The organism is Christiangramia sp. (genome assembly GCF_029937855.1).
Taxonomy (GTDB): Bacteria; Bacteroidota; Bacteroidia; order Flavobacteriales; family Flavobacteriaceae; genus Christiangramia.
Genome location: NZ_JAPYPC010000015.1, coordinates 24,656 through 46,004, shown reverse-complemented (window position 1 = coordinate 46,004; position 21,349 = coordinate 24,656). Strand labels below are relative to the sequence as shown.

Genomic DNA, 21,349 nt, shown 5'->3' with positions numbered 1-21,349 from the left:
TTAACTATTTATTGGTCTTTCCGGGTCTTCCGGGCTAATTCTTTTTAGTGGTTTTGTCGTATCTACAGGATCTTTTTTCAGTGGGGTAGGATGTTCATTTTCCACCTTTTCTTTTAATCTGGAAATTTTCTCTTTCTGTTTCTTAACCAGTTTATCAATTTGTTTGTTTTCCCATTCTTTTCCCATAAAACTGTTGACTATGAAAACATTGAAAAAGTGGATCAAAAAAAGTAATGTCCAAAGTAGCACTGCCCAAACAAACCAGTTATATCCCAATGGTTTAAAATTCTCCTGGTAGCCTATAACTACATTGAGAACAATAAGGAAAACCGCTCCTATAAGGAAAACTACAAAATGCTGAAATAACCTTTTCTTTTGTTTGGCCCTTTTTCGGGCATTCTCATATAATTCACGTTGTTCAGAATCGACTTCGGAAGTGTTTTTCTTTTTAGAAAACATAATAAAAGTTACATTAGTGTAGTATCAAATTTACATTTTAAAAAAAGAACTTCTAAAGGCTTATGGATAATTTAAGAAAAGACTTTCCGGTACTGGAACAGTATACTTATTTAAATACCGCCGCTTCCGGTTTACTTCCTGAAAAAGTGTGGGAATTTCGCCAGGATCACGATATGGATTTTTTTCTCAAAGCCAGTATTTTAAAGGAAAAAATGGGGGAGATGCTTACAGAGGTAAGAGAAATCCTGGGAAAGTTTTTGCATTGTGCTCCCAATAAAGTGGCTCTGATTCCTAATTTTTCTTACGGATTTAACAGTGTTCTGGAAAGTCTTGAATCTCCAAAAAAAGCTTTATTGCTAAAAAATGATTATCCCTCCATCAATTGGCCGGTTGAATCTAGAAATTTTGAAGTGGTTTATGCCGCAATTAATGAAAGCCTGGAAGAGAATATTCTGAAACAGATAGAAAAAGAAAAGCCTTATTTCTTTGCATTCAGCATCGTTCAGTATCTCAACGGAGTAAAACTAAATATTGATTTTCTGAAAAAAATTAAAGAGCAGTTTCCAGACCTAATTCTAATTGCCGATGGCACCCAGTATTTTGGAACTGAAGATTTTAATTTTGATGATTCAGGAATAGACGTGGTGATTAGTAGTTGTTATAAATGGATGAATGCCGGTTATGGAAACGGATTTATGCTTTTTAATAAAAGTGTAGAGGGAAAATTATCCCCAAAACATCTCGGTTTTGGCTCTTTACAGGGAAAATACAAAGCTCATGAAGGTAATTTCATCGGAAAATTCGAACCGGGACATTACGACACCCTTAACTTTGGGAGTTTAAAAGTAGCTATAGATCTACTTCAGGAGATTGGGATAGAGATTATTCAAAACAAAATATCAACCCTAAAGAAAATAGCTAGAGATAGGTTAGCCGGGGCTGGTATGATTGAGGATTGGACGGTAGAGCGGGAAGATTTTTCATCAATTTTCAATATTAAAGGAGATGAAAAACTTTTCAATCAATTAAAAGGGGAAGGAATTATTACCTCACAACGTGGTGATGGAATAAGGATAAGCATGCATTATTTTAATTCAGAAAAAGATCTGGATCATCTTTTCCAGGTTTTAAAGATCTAAAATTGAATATTCCAGAAACTACTTTTTCATAAAATTTTAGAGGAATACTCAAAGATATCGTTTGCGTATTCTCAAGTTCACGAAAAATAGTGAGATTATTTTCTGAATTCGAAAAAATATTCTAATGAACTGATTTTTATTGTTTTATACTTTAATATTATTTTAATTTGGAACTTGAATCAGGAAAAAAATTAAGATTATGTCTATCACAAAACAATATTTAAAATCAAAGCCGGAATGTAAGATCACTTTTTGCGTGCCAGCAGCAGAGGCTCAAAGCGTAGCCGTTGCGGGGGACTTTAATGAGTGGAGGCCAGTAGAGCTTAAAAAATACAAGAACGGAAATTTTAAAGCACAACTAAATATTCCAGTAGATAAGGAATATCAATTTAAATATCTCGTGGACGGGGAATGGAGGAACGATTCTGAAGCCGACGCCTATAAATGGAATGATTATGCCGCTTCAGAAAACAGTGTGGTGGTAGTTTAAATTAGAGATATTTTACTCAGTAACTTTTACGCCGTTCCAGAAGGCGACGTAATTTTCAATTGGTTTTGCTGCATGGCTGGGATCTGGATAATACCAGGCGGCATCCTTATTTAATCGGCCGTCTACCTCTATATCAAAATATGAGGCTTTACCCTTCCATGGGCATCGGGTATGGGTATCACTGGCTTTAAAATATGTTTCTTTTATATCTTCTCGTGGAAAATAATGATTGTTTTCCACGATTTTGGTGTTGGAACTTTCAGCAATTATGGTATCATTCCAAATAGCTTTCATGAGTAAGGATTTTAGAAATTACTTTCTCCTAAAGATATAATTTTTGTAATGGTTCTCATTATCACTAAAGGATTTTTCCATATGCAGCCCAGCTTCATCTGCCAGCCAGTTTACAATGGAATCATCATATTTCTGGGAAATTTCGGTATGAATGCTTTCCCAGGCTTCAAAATTAATTTCCAGCCCAAGCTTCCTGATATTTACTTTTTGCTGTTTCTTGCTCACCAGGAAACTTTTTGCAGTGCCCGTTTCCGGGTTATAGGTTTCCCAATGTAAAAAATCATCCGACTTAAAATCACCCTCAAGTTCCCGATTGATTCTGACTAAAAGATTTTTATTGAATTCTTCGGTGATTCCCTGAGCATCATTATAGGCATCTAAAATGGTCTGCGGATTCTTTTTCTGATCAAAACCCATAAAAAGCATATCTTCTTCACTCATGGCCTGTGCGATATTCCTTAAAAAATCAACGGCTTCCTTATGAGAAAGATTGCCAATATTGCTTCCTAAAACAATTATTACCTTTTTTCTAGTGTTATATTCTGAAAGCTTTTCGAGTGTCTTGAAATAAGTACCCTGCTGGATTTTTACATTAACCTCCGGAATTTCTTTTTGTAGGGAAGTCTCAAGTTCTTTCAATACATTCTCGCTGATATCTATTGGTAAATAATTGAATTTAGCCTCTTTTTCTATCAGTTCCTTTAATAGAATTTTTGTCTTTTTTCCATCCCCGGCACCAAGTTCAATAAGATCAAACCCGCTTTCATTGCTAAAATAGCTTGTGATTGCTTCAGCATTATTTTTAAGAATATCAAATTCTGAAGAAGTTAGATAGTATTCCGGCATATCCATGATTTGCTGAAAAAGTTTATCCCCTTTACGGTCATAAATATATTTGGAAAGCAAATACTTGGGAGAACTGGTTAATCCTTTATAAGTATCCTCGGCAAAGGCAGACTCAAACATAAGTTCTGGTGGATTTTTCATTTAGAATATAATATTATTTTACCAGTCTGAAGCCTGTAAATTGCCATCTTAATTCCGGATGGAAAAAGTTCCTGTATGTCGGTCTGGTATGATTTCTTGAGGTTGCAACAGAGCCGCCCCTTAATACTTTTTGGTTTACCATGAATTTGCCATTGTATTCTCCAAGAGCTCCTTCAGGTTTTTGGTAGTGTGGATAGGGGGAATAAGCACTTTCTGTCCATTCCCATCTGCTTCCCCATTCGAATTTTTCCTGTGCTGTTTCCCATTCTTCTTCCGTTGGAAGTCTCATACCTTTCCATTGGGAAAAAGCAAAAGCTTCAAAATAGGAAATATGCGTCACCGGTGCTTCCGGATCAAGTTTTTTAAGTCCGTTTAAAGTATATTGATGCCATTCTTCGTCAATATTATGCCAATAGGCCGGTGAGTTGATGTCATTTTTATTAATCCAATCCCAGGCTTCTGCATGCCATAACAGCACGTTATTATATCCGCCGGCATTAAGAAATTCTATAAATTCGGCATTTGTTACCAGTTTATTGGAAATGCTAAAATCACAAAGGTATTTCTTATGAACTCCTTTTTCATTATCGTAACAAAAATCATCAGTTTTATGCCCTATCTCGTAAACCCCTTCTGAAAATTCAATCCATTCCTGTTCAAAATTCTGAATAATATTCTCCTGAAATACATCATTATATTTAGGTAGAAGCGGATTATTCCCAAGAATATATTTAATATCGGTATAAAGAAGTTCCTGGTGTTGTTTTTCGTGATGGCATCCAATTTCAATTACTCCAAGTACTTCCTCGCTCAGATCGTTAGATTTCAAAAATTCAAGCATTGCTTCGGTAACATATTTTCTGAAATCATAGATCCAGGAAACGGTGGGGCGTGATAAATTACCCCTATTGGTTCTTACCACTTTTTCTCCAACGCTTTCATAATAACTGTTGAAAACATAGGCTGTGTTTTTATCAAAAAGTTGATGGGAGCCTGCATATTTCTTCAGGACGAATTCTTCAAAAAACCAGGTAGTATGACCAAGATGCCATTTTGGTGGCGAAACATTCTCAACCGGTTGCACCACATAATCTTCTGTTTCCAGAAAAGAACATATCTTTTCTGAATCTTCCCGGGTTTCTATAAAAAGTTGAATTATTTCCTGTTGTGAAAGCATAAAAAAGAGTGATACGTTTTGTACCACTCAAATTTACAATATTTTAAAAACGACATTCCTAATCAGTCGTTAATGTGGAGTTAAAAGTAGTTAGAACGTAAGCGGGATCGTATATTTAATGCTCTTAGGCTTTCCCGCTAACATTCCTGGTGTCATATTAGGAATGGATTCCATCAATCTTTTAGCTTCTTTTTTCAATTCCGGATATTTACTCTCCACAGAACTTACCTCTACATTTCCTTCTTCGTTCACCTTCATAGAAACAGTGGCCTTACCGCGAATATATTCACCTTTGTCATTTTTGGAATATTTAATATTCTCACGAATATGTTGCATCAGCATTTTGTTGAAACATGTTTTTTTATCTGTTTCTTTTTCACAGCCGGGCCATACCGGAGCAGTTTCTTTCATGGTCACTTTATTTCCTTTTACTGTTACATCTTCCTGTGCAAAGGAAGCCAGGCCGGAAAACATGAGCACGATCAACAAGAATTTTTTCATAGCAATTTTGTTTTAAGTATTTGATTAGAAATTGAAGGGCACCGTAAAGTTTCTTGAATCTGGTTCTCCATTTAATGTTCCAGGTTCCATTTCGGGTATTTTAAGGATCATTTCTTTTGCAGCTTCATTAACAGCCGGTTTATTTCCTTTAATAGAGTTTACAACAACCTCTCCATTTTCATCGATGGCGAAAGAAATTGTTACTTTTCCCCTAATATATTCTCCCGCCTCATTTTGAGGGTACTCATAATTTTTACTTACGTGTTGCGAAAGTTTCTGGTTAAAGCATTTCTTCACGTCTTCGCTATTTTCACATCCTGGCCATACCGGAGAAGTTTGCTGAGCAGTGGAAAACGCCATTCCTCCAAATAAAAAACATGCAATAACTACTAATTTTTTCATAATAAAATAAAGATTTTAAAGGTTAAACTAGACCGCAACTTTGGCTTTAATTCCTGGGTGCGGATCATAATTTTCCAATATAAAATCTTCAAATTTAAAATCAAAAATATTTTTCACTTCGGGATTGATCTTCATAGTGGGAAGCGGTCTTGGTTCCCTGCTTAACTGAAGTTCAACCTGATCCATGTGATTACTATAAATATGGGCATCCCCAAAAGTATGTACAAAATCACCGGGCTCGTATCCACAAACCTGGGCCATCATCATAGTAAGCAGCGCATAGGAAGCAATATTGAAAGGAACTCCCAAAAAAATATCTGCACTTCTTTGATAAAGCTGGCAGGATAGTTTTCCATCGGCTACATAGAACTGGAAAAATGCATGGCAGGGCGGAAGTGCCGCTTTCCCATTAGCAACATTTTCTGAAAATGAATCTGAAGTATCTGGTAAAACCGATGGGTTCCAGGCAGATACCAGCATTCTTCTGCTATTCGGATTGTTCTTTAAAGTTTCAACAATCTCCTTAATCTGATCTATTTCTTCGCTATTCCAGTTTCTCCACTGGTGGCCATAAACCGGACCCAGATCGCCATTTTCATCTGCCCACTCATTCCAGATGCGAACCCCATGCTCCTTTAAATAATGGATGTTAGTATCGCCTTTAAGGAACCATAAAAGCTCATAAATTATCGATTTGAGATGTAATTTTTTAGTGGTCACCATAGGGAAACCTTCGCTGAGATTAAATTTCATCTGGTAACCAAACACACTTTTGGTGCCGGTTCCTGTGCGATCACCTTTTTGGGCTCCGTTTTCTAATACGTGTTTAAGAAGGTCATGGTATTGTTTCATAATAAATGTGGCTTCAAAATGTCTAAAATAATAAATAAGAAGGATTCTGAAGTTAACATTTTATCCGGTTTTATTAACGATTATTAACTCGAATCACCTGGCTCTTGATACTATAGGTTTTTAGGCATAAAATATTTTGTTAATTAACGAAGCTTAAATAAAATCTACGGAAATCCTGCTGTAAATTCAAATTAAACCAAAAAAATATAGATGATGAAAAACTATTTATTAATCAGTTCTGCTGTCTTATCAATTAGTAATTTAAATGCACAGGAGGTGTATACTAAAGGGTTCACTGAGGCTGTAATTAGTCCGCAATTTTTTATAACCGTAATTGCAGGTGTCCTGCTAGCACTTGGATTCCAGTTTATCTTAACCTCGCTTTCTGTCGCAGCGGGCATTAGTGCTATTGGTGATGTAAAAAAATCTTATGTTAAAGGTAAGAATCATACAGCTGGTAAACATGACTTTAAGGACAATGATCATGAAACCGATGAAGAAAATTCAGGTTCTTCAGGAACTATGGTAACAACTGCTTTTGGTATTTGGAGTACCTTAACTGTGGCAATTTCTTTATTTGGAGCAACCGCTTTCGCAATGAACCTAAGCCTGGTAGCAAGTCCTCTCATCGCTATTACACTCGCACTGGTTATTTGGGCTACCGTTTTTATACTGCTTTTTTATTTAGAGACTAAGGTGGTGAACACATTTGTAGGAGGTCTTATAAATGCAGCAACTTCAGGTTTACGTTCTTCTGCCGGTGCGGTGAAAGAAATCTTTTCACCTTCTGAAGCATCAAAAATTGAAAATGTGGCAGATCATACAATAGAGAAGGTCCGGAAAGAATTTCAGGATACTTTTGATTCCAATATGTTGGATAATGCTATTGACGAGTTCTTTACCAAATTCAATAAAGAGGTGCCAGATTACGAGAAAGTGAAAAAGGATATTGAACAAATTGTTGGCGATTCTGTTGAAAAATCCAATAAGCAAAGTAGTTCAAACGATGGAGGCAGTAGTCCCGCAAAGTGGATGGCTGTTCAAAGCGTGCTTAATAATGCCATAAGTGAATCTTCAAATGATGATTCTGGAGAAGGAAAAAGTAAAACAGAACAATTAAAAAGGCTTCAGAAAGAGTTGAAGGAAGCTTATGAGGAAGGAGATACTGGCCAGGAAAAAACTGAAAAAGTGATTGCTAAATTAACTCCCGCTGAAGAAGAACAGGTAGAAACTTATTTAAATAAGGTCAAAGATTTTCTCTCTAATAAGGGTTCTAGCGATCTGGATAGTCAAACAATGGAGAAACGATTGAGAGAAATCTTCCAAAACCCAAAAGTGGAAGCAAAAAAGCTTGGTAGTAAAATCAATGAAATAGATAGAGATACTATTGTGAAATGGCTTTCTGAAAATACTTCCATGGACCGTCTTCAGGTAGAGAAATATGCCGATAAAGCGGAAAAGGCAATCCGTCGCATTCAACTGGAACTAAGTGGAAATGCAGAGGATGGAGTAGTGAGTGATATAAAAGAACAGGTTGAATCGGTTCTTCAGAGTTTAACCGGTAAGGGTAATTCTAGTATGGATTTTTCCAAATTAAGCCAGATTATTCAAAATAAAATGAATAATCAAAAAGATAGTCTGGAAGTAATAAAAAACAGATTGCAAAAGGCTGATAAAGATGATGTGATCGCTTTAATCACTAATAATACTAAAATAGATCGCAAGGATATTGATAAAGTTGCTGATTCTGTTGAAGATGCACGTAATAAGGTGTTAGACAGGATTCAGAAAATTGAAGATACTGCTAAAGGACGATTGAAAATGTTAGAAAGAAAAGCGGTGATCCAGGCGGAGCACGCCAGGGAAACTGCAGCTTCTGCTGCCTGGTGGCTGGTGGTTAGTGCAGTATTTTCAGCATGTGCTGCAATTGGAGGTAGTCTGCTTACCTTATTCTAATTTTATAATGGCTATAAATAAAAAGGCTATGTGTTTGAATACATAGCCTTTTTATTTTGCTTTTATTCACTATTTTTCCTCTTCCTTCATTGAAGCACAATGATCTGCATGCCAGGCATTACGCTCTCCCAGAGGTTTTTCAGCACCTATGGTGGTATCGAAAGCAGTTTGGTGTTCCATTTCAGAATTTATTTCAGCACCTATTAATACAATAAATGCAGTTAGGAATAACCAAAGCATTAAAATAGCAACGGCGGCGAAACTTCCATAGAGATCATCATAACTTCCAAAGTTGCTTACATACCATGAAAATGCCATAGAGCCTGCAAGCCAGAAGATTGTGCCAAGGATAGCCCCCCAGCTTACCCATCGGAACTTTGGATTGGTGCGGTTTGGAGCTATTTTATACACCATACTAAGAGTGAGAATAAGGATTATTCCTAAAATTACCCATCTTAACCAGGTGAGTATATTTTCCAGACCAGAATTGAGCCCAATATTTTTTACCAGTAGCGGGAAGAAGATTACAATTAGAAGGCTTATGAGCCCAATAACTACTCCAGCCAGCGTAAATAATAAGGTGATCAGGTTCTTTTTGATGAGTCCGCGGGTATCAATTTCGTCGTAAGCTATATTTATTCCCTGAAATAATGCGCTGGTGCCCTTATTGGCACTCCAAATACTTACAAGGATACTTATTGCCAATCCCCATCCAATTTCTTCCCTGTCCTGATTTATAACCGGATTTAGAATATCGGTAATCATGCCGTAAGCCTGTTGCGGCAAAATAAGGGTAAGCCGTGATAATTGTTCCTGAATTTGGGCCGGCTCCAAAACCAGGCTATATATTGAAATGGCTACGACAATGGTAGGAAAAATAGATAGAAAAAAATAAAACGCAACTCCTGCCGAAACGATTTGTACATGATCTGCCTGCATTTCCTTAAAAACACGTTTCCCAATATCTATCCAACCTTTAAAAGGAATTTGATGGGGCCATTGTGCATCCTGGCCGCGGTAGTCTGATTTTGCTTTCTTTTTCCCCATATTAAAAATTTTACTGAACATGGCAAATTAGAATATTTTCAGAGTACTGAAGAATATGAGATTACAAAATTTTCTAAAAATTTTAATTTCAGAAGATAGTTTATCCTATAATCATACCGGCAATAGTGGCAGAGAGTAAAGAAGCAAGAGTACCTCCAATTAAAGCTTTCATTCCAAATTCTGAAAGTATCTTTCGCTGGCCTGGAGCTAACGAGCCAATTCCTCCAATTTGAATTCCGATAGAAGCGAAATTTGCAAAACCACATAGCATATAGGTAGCCATGATTACTGATTTTTCATAGTTAAGACTCAAAGCATTTGCCGGGTTCTTAAGGTCTGCCAGTTGAACATATCCTACAAATTCACTTGCTGCCAGCTTAATTCCCAGCAACTGTCCCATAAGCATCATGTCTTCTTTAGCTACGCCAATGAGCCACATTAAAGGAGCGAAAATAATCCCAAGAATAGATTCCAAAGAAAATTTGGAATAGGGCGTATATTCGGCCATCAAACTGTTTAAGGTGGTAAGGCCTCCAATATACCCCAGAATATAGTTTATCATGGCGATAAAAGCGATAAAAACAAGGAGCATCGCAGCTACATTCGCCGCAAGTTTTAAACCTTCCGTAGTTCCGTTGGCAATGGCATCCAGAATATTAGAGCCAATTTTTTCAGAAGAAACTTCCACATCTGTATTTACAGCTTCCTGTTGAGGATAGAGAATTTTTGAGATCACAATGGCTCCCGGTGCAGCCATTACAGAAGCCGCAAGCAGGTGTTTTGCAAATTGCAATCTAAGCTCGGGATCATCACCCCCAAGGAATCCAATGTAAGCAGCAAGCACACCACCCGCAACGGTGGCCATTCCACCTACCATCACCAGAAGCATTTCAGATCTGGTCATCCTTTCCAGGTAAGCTTTGATCATAAGGGGAGCTTCCGTCTGTCCAAGGAAAATATTTCCTGCTACACTCAGGCTTTCAGGACCTGAAATACCTAATAATTTGGTGAGCACCCAGGCCATTCCTTTTACAACAACCTGAATGACTCCTAAATAAAACAGGACAGAGGTTAAAGCTGAAAAGAAGATAATAGTTGGTAAAACCTGAAATAGAAATATAAACCCAAAACTATCCACATCCATCATACCACCGAGGAGAAATTCACTACCTGCGGCAGTAAAATCAAGAATGAGCACAAAAATATTTCCTACAAATTCAAATATTTTCTGAACTATGGTAATTTTCAAAACTCCAATGGCCAGTAACAATTGCGCGGCAAGTCCTATCCCAACTGTTTTCCAGTTTACCCCTTTTCGGTTACTACTAAAAAGAAAAGCTATAAATATTAGCGAGAGCATTCCAATGATCCCCCGGATAAGGCTTGAAGTGCTTATCCCTTCACTGGAAATCATCTCTTTTGCTGTTTTTGCAGGAATTACTTCGGAAGCTGGCTGGTCTTTAACTTTCAAACTATAGGTGAAACCTGAGGAAGAAAGCACGATATTGGAATCTGTGAGTGTTGCTACTCGTAAATTTTGAATAGTGTCTTTAGGAGTATTATAAAATAAAACCAGTAGTTTGTTCTGGTATAGATAATCACCAGAAGCTATGGTGTCTCCTCCTGTTTTGTTGAGAAAGCTAAACCTTCCTTCTCTAAAATTTATTTGTTGTGCTCCTTTAAAAAACGCCTGTTGATTCAGGCTGTCTTTAGATGGTTCTAATTCCCAGGATTTAGAGATTGTTTGAGAGGAAGCTGATGTAATAGTAAATACAATCAGAAACAGGCAACACCAGATTTTATTCATTTGGGGTTATTTTCTTTTGGAGATCTCGTCCCTAATGCGGGCTGCTTTTTCGTAATCTTCGTGGTTTACAGCCTGGGAAAGTAATTCATTTAATTCTTCCAGGGACATTTTTTTATAATCTGTAGAATCTTCAGATTGTAATTCAATTTCCTCTTTGAGAAGTTCTTCTTCAATAATTTCCTCTTCTTTTTCCTCTTTTTTTCGCTGCTTTTCTTCGGCCTTCAGATAAATACCGGCTTTGTCGAGAATATTCTTGTAAGTAAATATTGGGGCATCAAATCTTAGCGCCAGTGCAATGGCGTCACTAGTCCGGGCATCCACAATTTCTTCAATCCCATCCCTTTCACAAATGAGACTGGAATAGAAAACTCCATCTACCAGTTTATGGATAATAACCTGCTTTACCACAATTTCGAATCTATCTGAAAAATTCTTGAAAAGATCATGGGTAAGAGGCCTTGGAGGTTTTATTTCCTTCTCCAGAGCAATAGCAATTGATTGTGCTTCAAATGCTCCGATCACAATAGGCAACTTGCGTTCACCCCCAACTTCATTGAGGATCAATGCGTAAGCTCCGTTTTGTGTTTGACTATAAGATATTCCCTTTATATTCAGTCGCACTAAACTCATACTTCAGTAAAATTAAAAAGGCTGTCTAAAATTAGGACATTTACCAAATTTAGACAGCCCCTTTACGGCTCGCAATTTATGAAAATTATGCGTTTTTCTCTTTAAATTCCTTCAATTTTTCGTTCAGCTTAGGGACAATTTCAAAGGCATCTCCTACAACTCCATAATCTGCCGCCTTAAAGAATGGCGCTTCCGGATCGTTATTAATGACCACCTTGGTTTTTGCAGCGTTGATCCCAGCTAAATGCTGAATTGCTCCTGAAATTCCAACAGCTATATACAGGTTGGAAGCAACGGGTTTTCCTGTTTGTCCCACATGTTCGCTATGCGGTCTCCAGCCCATGTCACTCACCGGCTTGGAACATGCTGTTGCAGCACCAAGAATTTCGGCCATTTCTTCTATCATTCCCCAGTTTTCAGGACCCTTCAGGCCACGTCCACCAGAAACCACCACCTCTGCATCAGCAATAGTTACTTTATCTGTAGCTTTATCTACAGATTCTACATTTACAGAAAAATCTTCTTCCGAAAGATTTGGGCTGAATTCTTCTTCAGCTGCGTCTGCCTGGGCTTCTTTAAGTCCGTAAGCATTTTTAGATAAACCAATAACCTTTACATCAGTAGTGATTTTTGTGAAATTGAATGCTTTATTTGTAAAGGCAGTTCTTTTCACGGTAAATGGATCTGTACTTTCAGGAAGGGCAACTACATTGGAAGCATAACCAGCCTCAAGTTGTACTGCCAATAAGGGAGCAAGATATTTACTGTTTGCACTCTGACTTAGAACGACAACTTTACTTTCCTCTTTTTCTGCTGCCTGTTTAACGGCATCTGAATAAGCCTCTGCATTGAAGTTCTTTAATTTATTATTCCTAACATTTAAAACTTTGTCAACTCCATAGTTTCCTAATTCTGATACTTCGCCCGCATCAAAGACAATCGCGGTCACAGAGGTACCCATCTTATCTGCTATTCCTTTGGCGTAAGAAGCAACCTCATAGGAAGCTTTCTTGAATTTTCCTTCTTCTGATTCTATATATACTAAAACTGACATTTTTTTCTAATTTTTAATTTTGAAATTCTTTTTGATCTTAATCCAGATAAATTAGATCGCCTTTGCTTCATTATGAAGCAGGTCGATCAATTCATCCAGATTTTCAGGATCAATAAGTTTAACATCTCCTTTTGGAGCTGGTTTTTCAAATTTTACAGCTTCAGTTTTTACAGATGTATCTGCAGGTTCCATAACGTTTAGAGGCTTTTTTCGTGCCTGCATAATCCCCCTCATATTCGGGATACGCAAATCACTTTCTTCAACAAGTCCTTTTTGACCACCAATAACTAACGGAAGAGAGGCAGTTAATGTTTCTTTACCACCATCTATTTCACGGATCGCCTTAGCCTTTTCACCATCAATTTCCAGGCTGATACAATTATTTATGAAATTAGCTTTAATAAGTTGCGCTAACATTCCTGGAACCATTCCACCGTTATAATCTATAGATTCTCTACCCGCGATCACAAGGTCATAACCTCCATCCTGTACAACTTTGGAAAGTTCCTTAGCAACCTGATATCCGTCATTGGCAGGAGTGTTAATTCTAATTGCGGTATCTGCACCAATAGCCAGGGCTTTTCTAAGAGTCGGTTCAGTTTCGGCACCACCGACATTTATCACATCTACGCTTGCACCCTGCTTTTCCTTAAACCACATCGCTCTGGTAAGACCAAATTCATCATTGGGATTAATTACAAATTGAACACCATTAGTGTCAAATTTAGTATCTCCATCTGTGAAATTGATTTTGGATGTAGTGTCAGGTACGTGACTAATACATACTAAGATTTTCATATATAAGGTAATTTTTTTAATAAATCGTTTTCGATGACGAAGGTAAGTATTTTTAATCAAAAAAAGCTATGCATGCATAATAAAATTAGTTTAAAATAGTACGACTATTTTAGAAAATATTTGGTTTTTAGTTCTATAAAGAACGAAATAATGAGAATTCCGTATAGAATTACAGATTAAACTGTGATTTGCACAACGTGTTTTCTGCCATTAATCTGGCTGCAAAAATTTTAATCGGCAAATATGGTATATACCTTTATGAATTACTATTTTTGCTGTGCAGGAATAAAAAAATAAGATTTTAAATAATGAGGACAATTCAATTTAGAGAGGCCATTGCAGAGGCGATGAGCGAGGAAATGCGTCTGGACGACAGCATCTATTTAATGGGAGAGGAAGTTGCTGAATATAATGGAGCTTATAAAGCTTCTAAAGGGATGCTAGATGAATTTGGTCCTGAAAGAGTTATAGATACTCCCATTGCAGAACTTGGTTTTGCCGGGATTGGAGTAGGTTCTGCCATGAATGGTAACAGGCCCATCATTGAGTTCATGACCTTTAATTTCTCTCTTGTTGGAATTGACCAAATCATTAATAATGCTGCCAAGATGAGACAAATGAGTGGTGGGCAGTTCAATATTCCGATCGTATTTCGTGGGCCAACAGGTTCAGCCGGACAATTAGGGGCAACCCATTCCCAGGCTTTTGAAAGTTGGTTTGCAAATACCCCAGGTTTAAAGGTAATCGTACCTTCTAATCCTTACGATGCTAAAGGACTTTTGAAAGCTGCGATTCGCGATGACGATCCGGTTATTTTTATGGAAAGTGAGCAAATGTACGGTGATAAGGGCGAAGTGCCGGAAGATGAATATTTAATTGAAATTGGTAAAGCCGATATTAAAAGAGAAGGTAGTGATGTAACTATTGTATCTTTTGGTAAAATAATCAAAGAGGCATATAAGGCAGCTGAGAAACTTGCTGAAGAAGATATCTCCTGCGAAATTATTGATCTAAGAACGGTACGTCCTATGGATCATGATGCGATCCTGGAATCTGTTAAAAAAACAAATAGACTGGTAATACTTGAAGAGGCGTGGCCTTTTGGAAATGTTGCTACAGAAATTACTTATCAGGTGCAATCCAAAGCTTTTGATTATTTGGATGCGCCCATAGTAAAGCTTAATACCGCTGATACACCGGCACCATATTCACCGGGACTTCTTAAAGAATGGCTCCCAAATAGTGAAGATGTTGTTAAAGCTGTGAAAAAAGTGATGTATAAGTAAACCCAATCAACTTATCTTTGAAACTTCATCTTTCCGATGAAGTTTTTTTTTATCCCAAAATGATCAAAAAAGCCTACTTATTTTATTTTATTTTTTTCAGTTTTAGCTTCAGCTATGCCCAAACTAAGGTTGGCGGCGTTGTAAATGATAGTTCAGGGAAAACTGTTCCATTCGCCAATGTGGTATTTGCAAATTCTTCTACTGGTACCACTACTAATGAGGATGGTGAATTTTATTTACAGGATGATGGAAATTTCGATACCATTGTCATTTCCTTTATTGGATATAAAACCCTGAAAGTTCCGCTAAAATCTTCAGTGAATTTAAATATGGAGATTAGCCTGGAAGAAGAAGCGGCGAGCCTCGATGAAGTAGTAATTTACCGCGGAAAAACTTCCAAAAAGAATAACCCCGCCATAGATATTCTTAAAAAAGTTTGGGCTAACAGGCGTTCTAACGGAGTCAGGGCTTTTGAGCAGTATTCTTATAAGGAGTATGAAAAGCTGGAGTTTGATATTAATAAAATAGACAGCACATTAATTGAAAGCAGAATATTCAATGGGATGGAATTCATTTTCGATTATGCCGATACGAATAGTGTAACTGGTAAAACCTATTTGCCAATGTTCATAAATGAATCGGTTACAAAAGTATATGGAGATAATCTACTCAATGAAAAGAAAGAAGTTTTATTAGGGAATAAAAATTCAGGATTTAATCAGAATAGAAACCTGATAGATTTTGTAAAGGATATTTATGACGATTACGATATTTATAAGAATTATATAAAATTCTTTGATAAGAGTTTTGTCAGTCCTATTTCCACCACGGGGATAGACACCTATAACTATGTATTGTCAGACAGTGCATATATAGACAATAAATGGTGTTACAATATTGTGTATTATCCACGCCGGGAAAACGAGCTAACCTTTAAAGGTGATTTTTGGGTAAACGATACTACCTGGGCGGTTAAGAATATCAATCTTGAAACTACCAAGGATGTAAACATTAACTGGATAAAGCAGGTTTATATCGAGCAGGATTTTGAAGTTTTAAATGATTCTATTTTTCTAATAGAAAGAGATTTCTTTATGGCCGATTTTGGTTTGAACAAGAAAAGAACTTCACGAGGTGTCTATGCAAAAAGGACTATGCTCTATGATGAATATGAATTCAATAAGGAGAAGCCTGCTTCATTTTATCAGCAACCGGTTTATAATCCACAATCCCAGGCCTATAATAGAAGTGATGAATTCTGGTCTGAAAACAGGTTGGAAGAATTAAATAAAGACGAGAAAGGTATTTACGTAATGCTGGATAGTCTTACTAAAACTAAGGCCTTTAATAGACTGTATGATATTGCTACTATTGCTCAATCTGGTTATGTGGAATTTGATGGATGGGATTATGGGCCTATTTATTCAACCTTTGGTTTTAATGAGGTAGAGGGCTTACGAACCAGGTTTGGTGGCAGAACGTATTTTGGGCAAAATGATCCCTGGAGAATTGAGGCTTATGGAGCTTATGGATTTAAAGACAATAAGTTTAAATATGGAATCTCAGGTAAAGTTCTTATCGATCCAAAATCACGGTTAATTATTACCGGAGGAAATAGGAGGGATGTGGAACAATTAGGTACGAGCCTTACAAATTCTACTGATGTGCTGGGAAGGAGTCTTGCATCCTCTTCTCTTCTGAATGTGGGCGATAACGATAAATTAAGTTCCATTAACTTAAGTGTTTTTGCGGTGGAAATGGAACCCCTAAGGAATTTTAAAGTCCGGGTAGGGGCTAATTATAGAATTTTAAAGCCTGCTTCGCCTCAATTCAGCCTGGATTATTATATAGATGAAGAAAGAACAGTTGTAGATTCTGAAATTAACCAAACCGAATTATCTACGATTTTAACCTGGACACCAGGAAGGAAAGTTTCGGGTTATGGCGTAGAACGAAATGTGGTAAACGAAGAAGATTTCCCTACTTTGTTTTTAAATTATAGTCTTGGAGTAAAGGATATTTTCAATAGTGATTTTGATTATAAGAAACTGCAGTTCTTTTATAATCAACCACTTTTAATTGGCGGGATTGGTCGTTCTAACGTTAGTATAGAGGCAGGAAAAACTTTTGACGGAGTTCCGTTAGGGCTTCTAAGTGTGGTTCCGGGTAACCAGACATATTTTGCTCTGTATAATACATTTCCAACTTTGGATTTCTATGAATTTGTAACCGACAGTTATTCTGCGATTCACATAGATCATAATTTCAATGGCAGGTTATTTTCCAGAATTCCGCTTCTACGTGAACTAGATTTAAGAGAATTAATAGGCTTTAGGGCAGTAAATGGTGATATTTCCCAGGAAAGTAAAAATATAGATGCTTCAGGGCTGCCGCTGGTGGCGCCAGATTCGGATCCCTTTTATGAATATAGTCTTGGAATAGGGAATATCTTCAAAGTAATGCGCTTCGATGTACATTTTAGAGGGAATTATTTTGATAATCCCGATGCCAGATCTATGGCCTTTACAATAGATTTTGGATTTCACTTTTAGTTAAGAATTTAAACATCAGAAATAACTATATTTGCAGCCCTTAATTTTAATGAAGAAAACAAAGAAAAATGTCTGATACTTTTGATGTACTGATCGAGATCCCAAAAGGGAGTAGGAACAAATACGAATATGATTTTAAACTAAAAAAGGTTCGTTACGACAGGATGATCTTCTCTTCGATGATGTACCCTGCAGATTACGGATTTATTCCTAATACTTTAGCCCTGGATGAAGATCCTTTAGACGTGCTTGTATTAGTGTCTGAACCTACTTTTCCAGGAATTGTAATGGAAGTGAAACCTATTGGGGTTTTTCATATGGCTGATGAAAAAGGCCCGGATGAGAAAATCATCTGTGTACCGGTTTCAGATCCTATCTGGAACAGATTGAACGATCTTAAAGAATTAAATGGACATATGATCAAGGAGATCGAACATTTCTTTAAAGTATATAAAGATCTTGAAAAGAAAAAAGTCGATACCGGTGATTTTGGAGATGCTTCAGAAGCAAGAGAGATCATCAGGCAATGTGTGGAGCGATTTGAGAATTATGAAGGTGATAAATCCCGCTTTGGCATATAATCTCAAATAATTCTCCTTTATATTAAAATATTAAAAGCAATAGCCTTAAAAAGTTATTGCTTTTTTAATTATTGCTGAATTTACTACATTAGCGGGCATTAATAAATAATTAACAAATTAACCTCGCTATCAATATGGAAGCAATAATGATTTATATGCCTGCCGTGCTGGCAATAATCGGACTCATTTATATGTGGGTCAAAAGATCCTGGGTAATGAAACAGGACTCCGGAGACGGGAAAATGAAAGAAATTTCAGCTCATATCTATGAAGGCGCACTCGCCTTTTTAAAAGCAGAATATAAATTATTGACTCTTTTTGTAATTGGTGCCAGTATAGCCCTGGCCGCCATCGCTTACTTTGTTCCCACTACCCATTATTTAATTATTATAGCATTTATTTTCGGAGCCTTCTTTTCTGCCCTTGCGGGAAATATGGGAATGAAGATCGCTACCCAGACAAATGTTCGAACCACACAAGCGGCAAGAACCAGTCTGCCAAAAGCCCTGAATATTTCTTTTGGTGGTGGAACTGTTATGGGGCTTGGTGTTGCCGGCCTGGCAGTACTGGGACTTACAGGATTCTTTATTTTGTTTTTTCATTATTTTATGGGAGGAGAATGGACCAATACCCAGCAAATGACCATCGTACTGGAAACACTTGCAGGATTCTCTTTAGGTGCTGAATCTATTGCACTCTTTGCGCGTGTTGGAGGCGGAATCTATACTAAAGCTGCAGATGTTGGAGCCGATCTTGTTGGGAAAGTAGAAGCCGGGATCCCGGAAGATGATCCCCGTAACCCTGCTACCATCGCAGATAATGTAGGAGATAATGTTGGAGATGTTGCTGGAATGGGAGCCGACCTTTTTGGATCTTATGTAGCTACAGTACTCGCTGCAATGGTGCTTGGGAATTATATCATTGAAGATATGGGCGGTGATATTACTTCTGAAGGCTTTGGAGGAATAGGACCTATTTTACTGCCAATGGCTATTGCCGGTGCAGGGATTATCATTTCAATAATAGGAACTTTACTGGTAAGAATAAAATCTAATGATGCCAAGGAAGTTGAAGTACAAAAAGCATTAAATATAGGAAACTGGGTTTCTATAGTACTTGTGGCCATCGCAAGTTACTTTCTGGTAACCTGGATGCTACCTTCAGATTCTATGACTATGGGATTCTTTGTAGGTGGTCAGGAAGGATTTGAAATGAAATCTATTAGTTCACTAAATGTATTTTACGCTTCCCTGGTAGGGATTATAGTGGGCGGAGTAATATCTGCAGTTACTGAATATTATACCGGGCTTGGTAAAAAACCGGTGATGAGCATCGTTCAGAATTCAAGTACCGGTGCGGCTACCAATATAATCGCCGGACTTTCTACCGGGATGATCTCTACTTTCTTTTCAATATTATTATTTGCCGTAGCGATCTGGGCATCTTATGCTTTTGCAGGTTTCTATGGGGTGGCTTTGGCTGCTTCAGCTATGATGGCTACTACGGCTATGCAGCTGGCTATTGATGCTTTTGGGCCAATTGCCGATAATGCTGGTGGGATTGCTGAAATGAGTGAATTACCTTCTGAAGTTCGTGAAAGAACCGATATTCTTGATTCTGTAGGAAATACCACAGCGGCAACTGGAAAAGGTTTTGCGATCGCTTCCGCAGCATTGACCTCCCTGGCCCTTTTTGCAGCGTATGTAACTTTTACCGGGATTGACGGAATTAATATTTTTAAAGCTCCAGTTTTGGCAATGTTATTTGTTGGTGGTATGGTACCGGTAGTGTTTTCTGCACTTGCCATGAGTTCAGTAGGTAAAGCGGCCATGCAAATGGTAAGGGAAGTAAGAAGACAATTTAAAGAAATTCCCGGGATCATGGAAGGAACGGGAAAACCAGAATACGATAAATGTGTGGCGATTTCAACGGAAGCTGCGCTTAAAGAAATGCTATTGCCAGGAGTTATAACTATCGGATTCCCAATAGCGATTGCCTTTCTTCCTATGCTATTTGGTTACGAAAATGTACTTATAGCCGAAATGCTTGGAGGTTATATGGCCGGGGTAACGGTGAGCGGTGTTTTATGGGCGATTTTTCAAAATAATGCCGGCGGAGCATGGGACAATGCCAAGAAATCTTTTGAAGCAGGAGTAATGATAAACGGGGAAATGACCTATAAAGGGTCTGATGCTCATAAAGCGGCGGTGACCGGTGATACAGTGGGAGATCCCTTTAAAGATACTTCTGGGCCATCCATGAACATTTTGATTAAACTTACCTGTTTAATTGGGCTGGTAATTGCCCCGATACTAGGAGGACATACAGAGGGAGATATACCAAACCAGGATGAGACTTCAGAAATATATAAAGCTGAAGCTATGGACAAACTGATTTCGAAAGAAGTGAAACTAGAGAAAAATTCCGAAGAAGATTTTGTCACAGCTTATGTGGTGGTTACTAAAATGAAAAATAAAGAAGAAGTGACTGAAACATTTGAATTTGAAGGAACCGAAGCAGAAGTAAGGGAAGAAGTAGAAAGTATCAAATAAAAGAATTTTATTCATAAAAAGGCTGTCTCAAAAGTCAGGAGATTTATTCGCTATTTTTTCTTATCTGAAACAATTAAGATCAGGAGAAAATTAGAAGCTGAAAACAAGCTCAGCGGTAAGAATCCTCTACTTTTTAGATGGTCTTTTTATTTTACAGGATACTTGATAATTCCTGTATTGTTCATATTTGTAAGGTTGATCTTGATCTGATGTTTATGTTCCAAAAGAATTTCTCTTACGCAGGCATGGTTTATTCTAGATAGGAATTTATTATATTTTTTATAACTTTTCCATTCCCGTTTATGAATATCAGCATAGGAACTCCTTAATTTATATTTTAAATAGTATTGGGCGAGTTTGCACTTCTTTCTTTTGTAAAAAGAAAGCATCCTGGGATCTCTGGTAGGGGAAATTTCTGTTTTTAACTGTTCAATTTTTTCCTCTATATCTTGTCGAAATTCAATTTTTTGCTGGTGTAGGAGCATGTAAAAATTTTTGAGCATTAACCTGTTTTCGGCCTCACACATAATCTTATACATATAGGCGCTTTTGTAGTTTAAAATTCTTAATTCTTCTAAAAGTTCTATTGTTTCCTGCTTCTCCTTAATTCGCATAGCTCGTCCCCCTTACATACGATTTATACCCAAAAATTTAATTTAATTTCGAGGTATAAAATTAAAATTCAGCCTGATTTTTACCCAGATATTTAACCAAATTAACTCCTTTTTATCATAATTTTTTACTCTTCGAAGTTCCGAAAATAGAAAAGGAAGCGATCGGGTATT

At 37.2% G+C, this 21,349-nt stretch carries 20 protein-coding genes; 7 read left to right on the top strand and 13 right to left on the bottom strand.

Annotation, left to right across the window (positions count from 1 at the left end):
- Positions 1-459 carry a 2TM domain-containing protein gene (locus Q1K34_RS09605; protein WP_300437782.1) on the bottom strand — a complete coding sequence of 153 codons (459 nt, stop codon included), beginning with the start codon at positions 457-459 and terminating at the stop codon, positions 1-3.
- Positions 460-521: 62 nt separating this feature from the next.
- Between Q1K34_RS09605 and Q1K34_RS09600 the strand changes: the two genes are divergently transcribed.
- Both Q1K34_RS09600 and Q1K34_RS09595 read left to right on the top strand, forming a co-directional pair.
- A complete protein-coding gene (locus tag Q1K34_RS09600) occupies positions 522-1,598 on the top strand; it encodes an aminotransferase class V-fold PLP-dependent enzyme (protein ID WP_300437780.1) in 1,077 nt (358 codons plus the stop codon).
- Between the two features lie 199 nt (positions 1,599-1,797).
- Complete coding sequence (locus Q1K34_RS09595) at positions 1,798-2,088, top strand: isoamylase early set domain-containing protein (RefSeq protein ID WP_300437778.1); 291 nt, start codon at positions 1,798-1,800, stop codon at positions 2,086-2,088.
- Positions 2,089-2,100: 12 nt separating this feature from the next.
- Here the strand turns inward: Q1K34_RS09595 and Q1K34_RS09590 are convergent, their stop codons facing one another.
- The 6 genes from Q1K34_RS09590 to Q1K34_RS09565 all read right to left on the bottom strand — a co-directional run bounded on the left by Q1K34_RS09590 (position 2,101) and on the right by Q1K34_RS09565 (position 6,301).
- Positions 2,101-2,382 carry a DUF427 domain-containing protein gene (locus tag Q1K34_RS09590; RefSeq protein WP_300437776.1) on the bottom strand — a complete coding sequence of 94 codons (282 nt, stop codon included), beginning with the start codon at positions 2,380-2,382 and terminating at the stop codon, positions 2,101-2,103.
- A gap of 18 nt (positions 2,383-2,400) precedes the next feature.
- Positions 2,401-3,369, bottom strand: coding sequence for an L-histidine N(alpha)-methyltransferase (locus tag Q1K34_RS09585; RefSeq protein WP_300437774.1), 969 nt, complete (start codon positions 3,367-3,369; stop codon positions 2,401-2,403).
- A gap of 13 nt (positions 3,370-3,382) precedes the next feature.
- On the bottom strand, positions 3,383-4,546 hold the full coding sequence (gene egtB / locus Q1K34_RS09580; protein WP_300437866.1) for an ergothioneine biosynthesis protein EgtB: 1,164 nt from the start codon (positions 4,544-4,546) through the stop codon (positions 3,383-3,385).
- Between the two features lie 90 nt (positions 4,547-4,636).
- Positions 4,637-5,047: an energy transducer TonB gene (locus tag Q1K34_RS09575; protein ID WP_300437771.1), complete on the bottom strand. Its 411-nt coding sequence runs from the start codon at positions 5,045-5,047 to the stop codon at positions 4,637-4,639.
- A gap of 24 nt (positions 5,048-5,071) precedes the next feature.
- On the bottom strand, positions 5,072-5,449 hold the full coding sequence (locus Q1K34_RS09570) for an energy transducer TonB (protein ID WP_300437769.1): 378 nt from the start codon (positions 5,447-5,449) through the stop codon (positions 5,072-5,074).
- Between the two features lie 27 nt (positions 5,450-5,476).
- Positions 5,477-6,301 (bottom strand): thymidylate synthase, encoded by an 825-nt coding sequence (locus Q1K34_RS09565; protein ID WP_300437766.1) that lies wholly within the window; start codon positions 6,299-6,301, stop codon positions 5,477-5,479.
- A gap of 210 nt (positions 6,302-6,511) precedes the next feature.
- Here Q1K34_RS09565 and Q1K34_RS09560 point away from each other — a divergent pair, with 210 nt between their 5' ends.
- The gene (locus Q1K34_RS09560) at positions 6,512-8,257 is read left to right on the top strand and encodes a hypothetical protein (RefSeq protein WP_300437764.1); all 1,746 of its coding nucleotides are present in this window, start codon (positions 6,512-6,514) and stop codon (positions 8,255-8,257) included.
- Between the two features lie 69 nt (positions 8,258-8,326).
- Here the strand turns inward: Q1K34_RS09560 and Q1K34_RS09555 are convergent, their stop codons facing one another.
- The 5 genes from Q1K34_RS09555 to Q1K34_RS09535 form a co-directional block, all read right to left on the bottom strand.
- Entirely contained in the window at positions 8,327-9,304 is a 978-nt protein-coding gene (locus Q1K34_RS09555) for a YihY/virulence factor BrkB family protein (protein ID WP_300437761.1), read from the bottom strand.
- 100 nt (positions 9,305-9,404) lie between these two features.
- Positions 9,405-11,111: a nucleoside transporter C-terminal domain-containing protein gene (locus tag Q1K34_RS09550; RefSeq protein ID WP_300437758.1), complete on the bottom strand. Its 1,707-nt coding sequence runs from the start codon at positions 11,109-11,111 to the stop codon at positions 9,405-9,407.
- Between the two features lie 6 nt (positions 11,112-11,117).
- Positions 11,118-11,741: a bifunctional nuclease family protein gene (locus tag Q1K34_RS09545; RefSeq protein WP_300437755.1), complete on the bottom strand. Its 624-nt coding sequence runs from the start codon at positions 11,739-11,741 to the stop codon at positions 11,118-11,120.
- 85 nt (positions 11,742-11,826) lie between these two features.
- Positions 11,827-12,795 (bottom strand): electron transfer flavoprotein subunit alpha/FixB family protein, encoded by a 969-nt coding sequence (locus Q1K34_RS09540; protein ID WP_300437752.1) that lies wholly within the window; start codon positions 12,793-12,795, stop codon positions 11,827-11,829.
- Positions 12,796-12,846: 51 nt separating this feature from the next.
- Entirely contained in the window at positions 12,847-13,593 is a 747-nt protein-coding gene (locus Q1K34_RS09535; protein ID WP_300437750.1) for an electron transfer flavoprotein subunit beta/FixA family protein, read from the bottom strand.
- 308 nt (positions 13,594-13,901) lie between these two features.
- Here Q1K34_RS09535 and Q1K34_RS09530 point away from each other — a divergent pair, with 308 nt between their 5' ends.
- The 4 genes from Q1K34_RS09530 to Q1K34_RS09515 all read left to right on the top strand — a co-directional run bounded on the left by Q1K34_RS09530 (position 13,902) and on the right by Q1K34_RS09515 (position 20,564).
- Positions 13,902-14,879: a pyruvate dehydrogenase complex E1 component subunit beta gene (locus tag Q1K34_RS09530; RefSeq protein WP_300437748.1), complete on the top strand. Its 978-nt coding sequence runs from the start codon at positions 13,902-13,904 to the stop codon at positions 14,877-14,879.
- A 59-nt stretch (positions 14,880-14,938) separates the two neighbouring features.
- Positions 14,939-17,431 carry a DUF5686 and carboxypeptidase-like regulatory domain-containing protein gene (locus tag Q1K34_RS09525; RefSeq protein WP_300437863.1) on the top strand — a complete coding sequence of 831 codons (2,493 nt, stop codon included), beginning with the start codon at positions 14,939-14,941 and terminating at the stop codon, positions 17,429-17,431.
- Positions 17,432-17,499: 68 nt separating this feature from the next.
- Positions 17,500-18,012 carry an inorganic diphosphatase gene (locus Q1K34_RS09520; protein WP_300437745.1) on the top strand — a complete coding sequence of 171 codons (513 nt, stop codon included), beginning with the start codon at positions 17,500-17,502 and terminating at the stop codon, positions 18,010-18,012.
- A gap of 134 nt (positions 18,013-18,146) precedes the next feature.
- Entirely contained in the window at positions 18,147-20,564 is a 2,418-nt protein-coding gene (locus tag Q1K34_RS09515) for a sodium-translocating pyrophosphatase (protein ID WP_300437742.1), read from the top strand.
- A 146-nt stretch (positions 20,565-20,710) separates the two neighbouring features.
- On the opposite strand, the gene Q1K34_RS09510 is transcribed toward Q1K34_RS09515, so the two are convergent.
- Positions 20,711-21,178: a hypothetical protein gene (locus Q1K34_RS09510; protein ID WP_300437739.1), complete on the bottom strand. Its 468-nt coding sequence runs from the start codon at positions 21,176-21,178 to the stop codon at positions 20,711-20,713.
- Between the last annotated feature and the right edge of the window lie 171 nt (positions 21,179-21,349).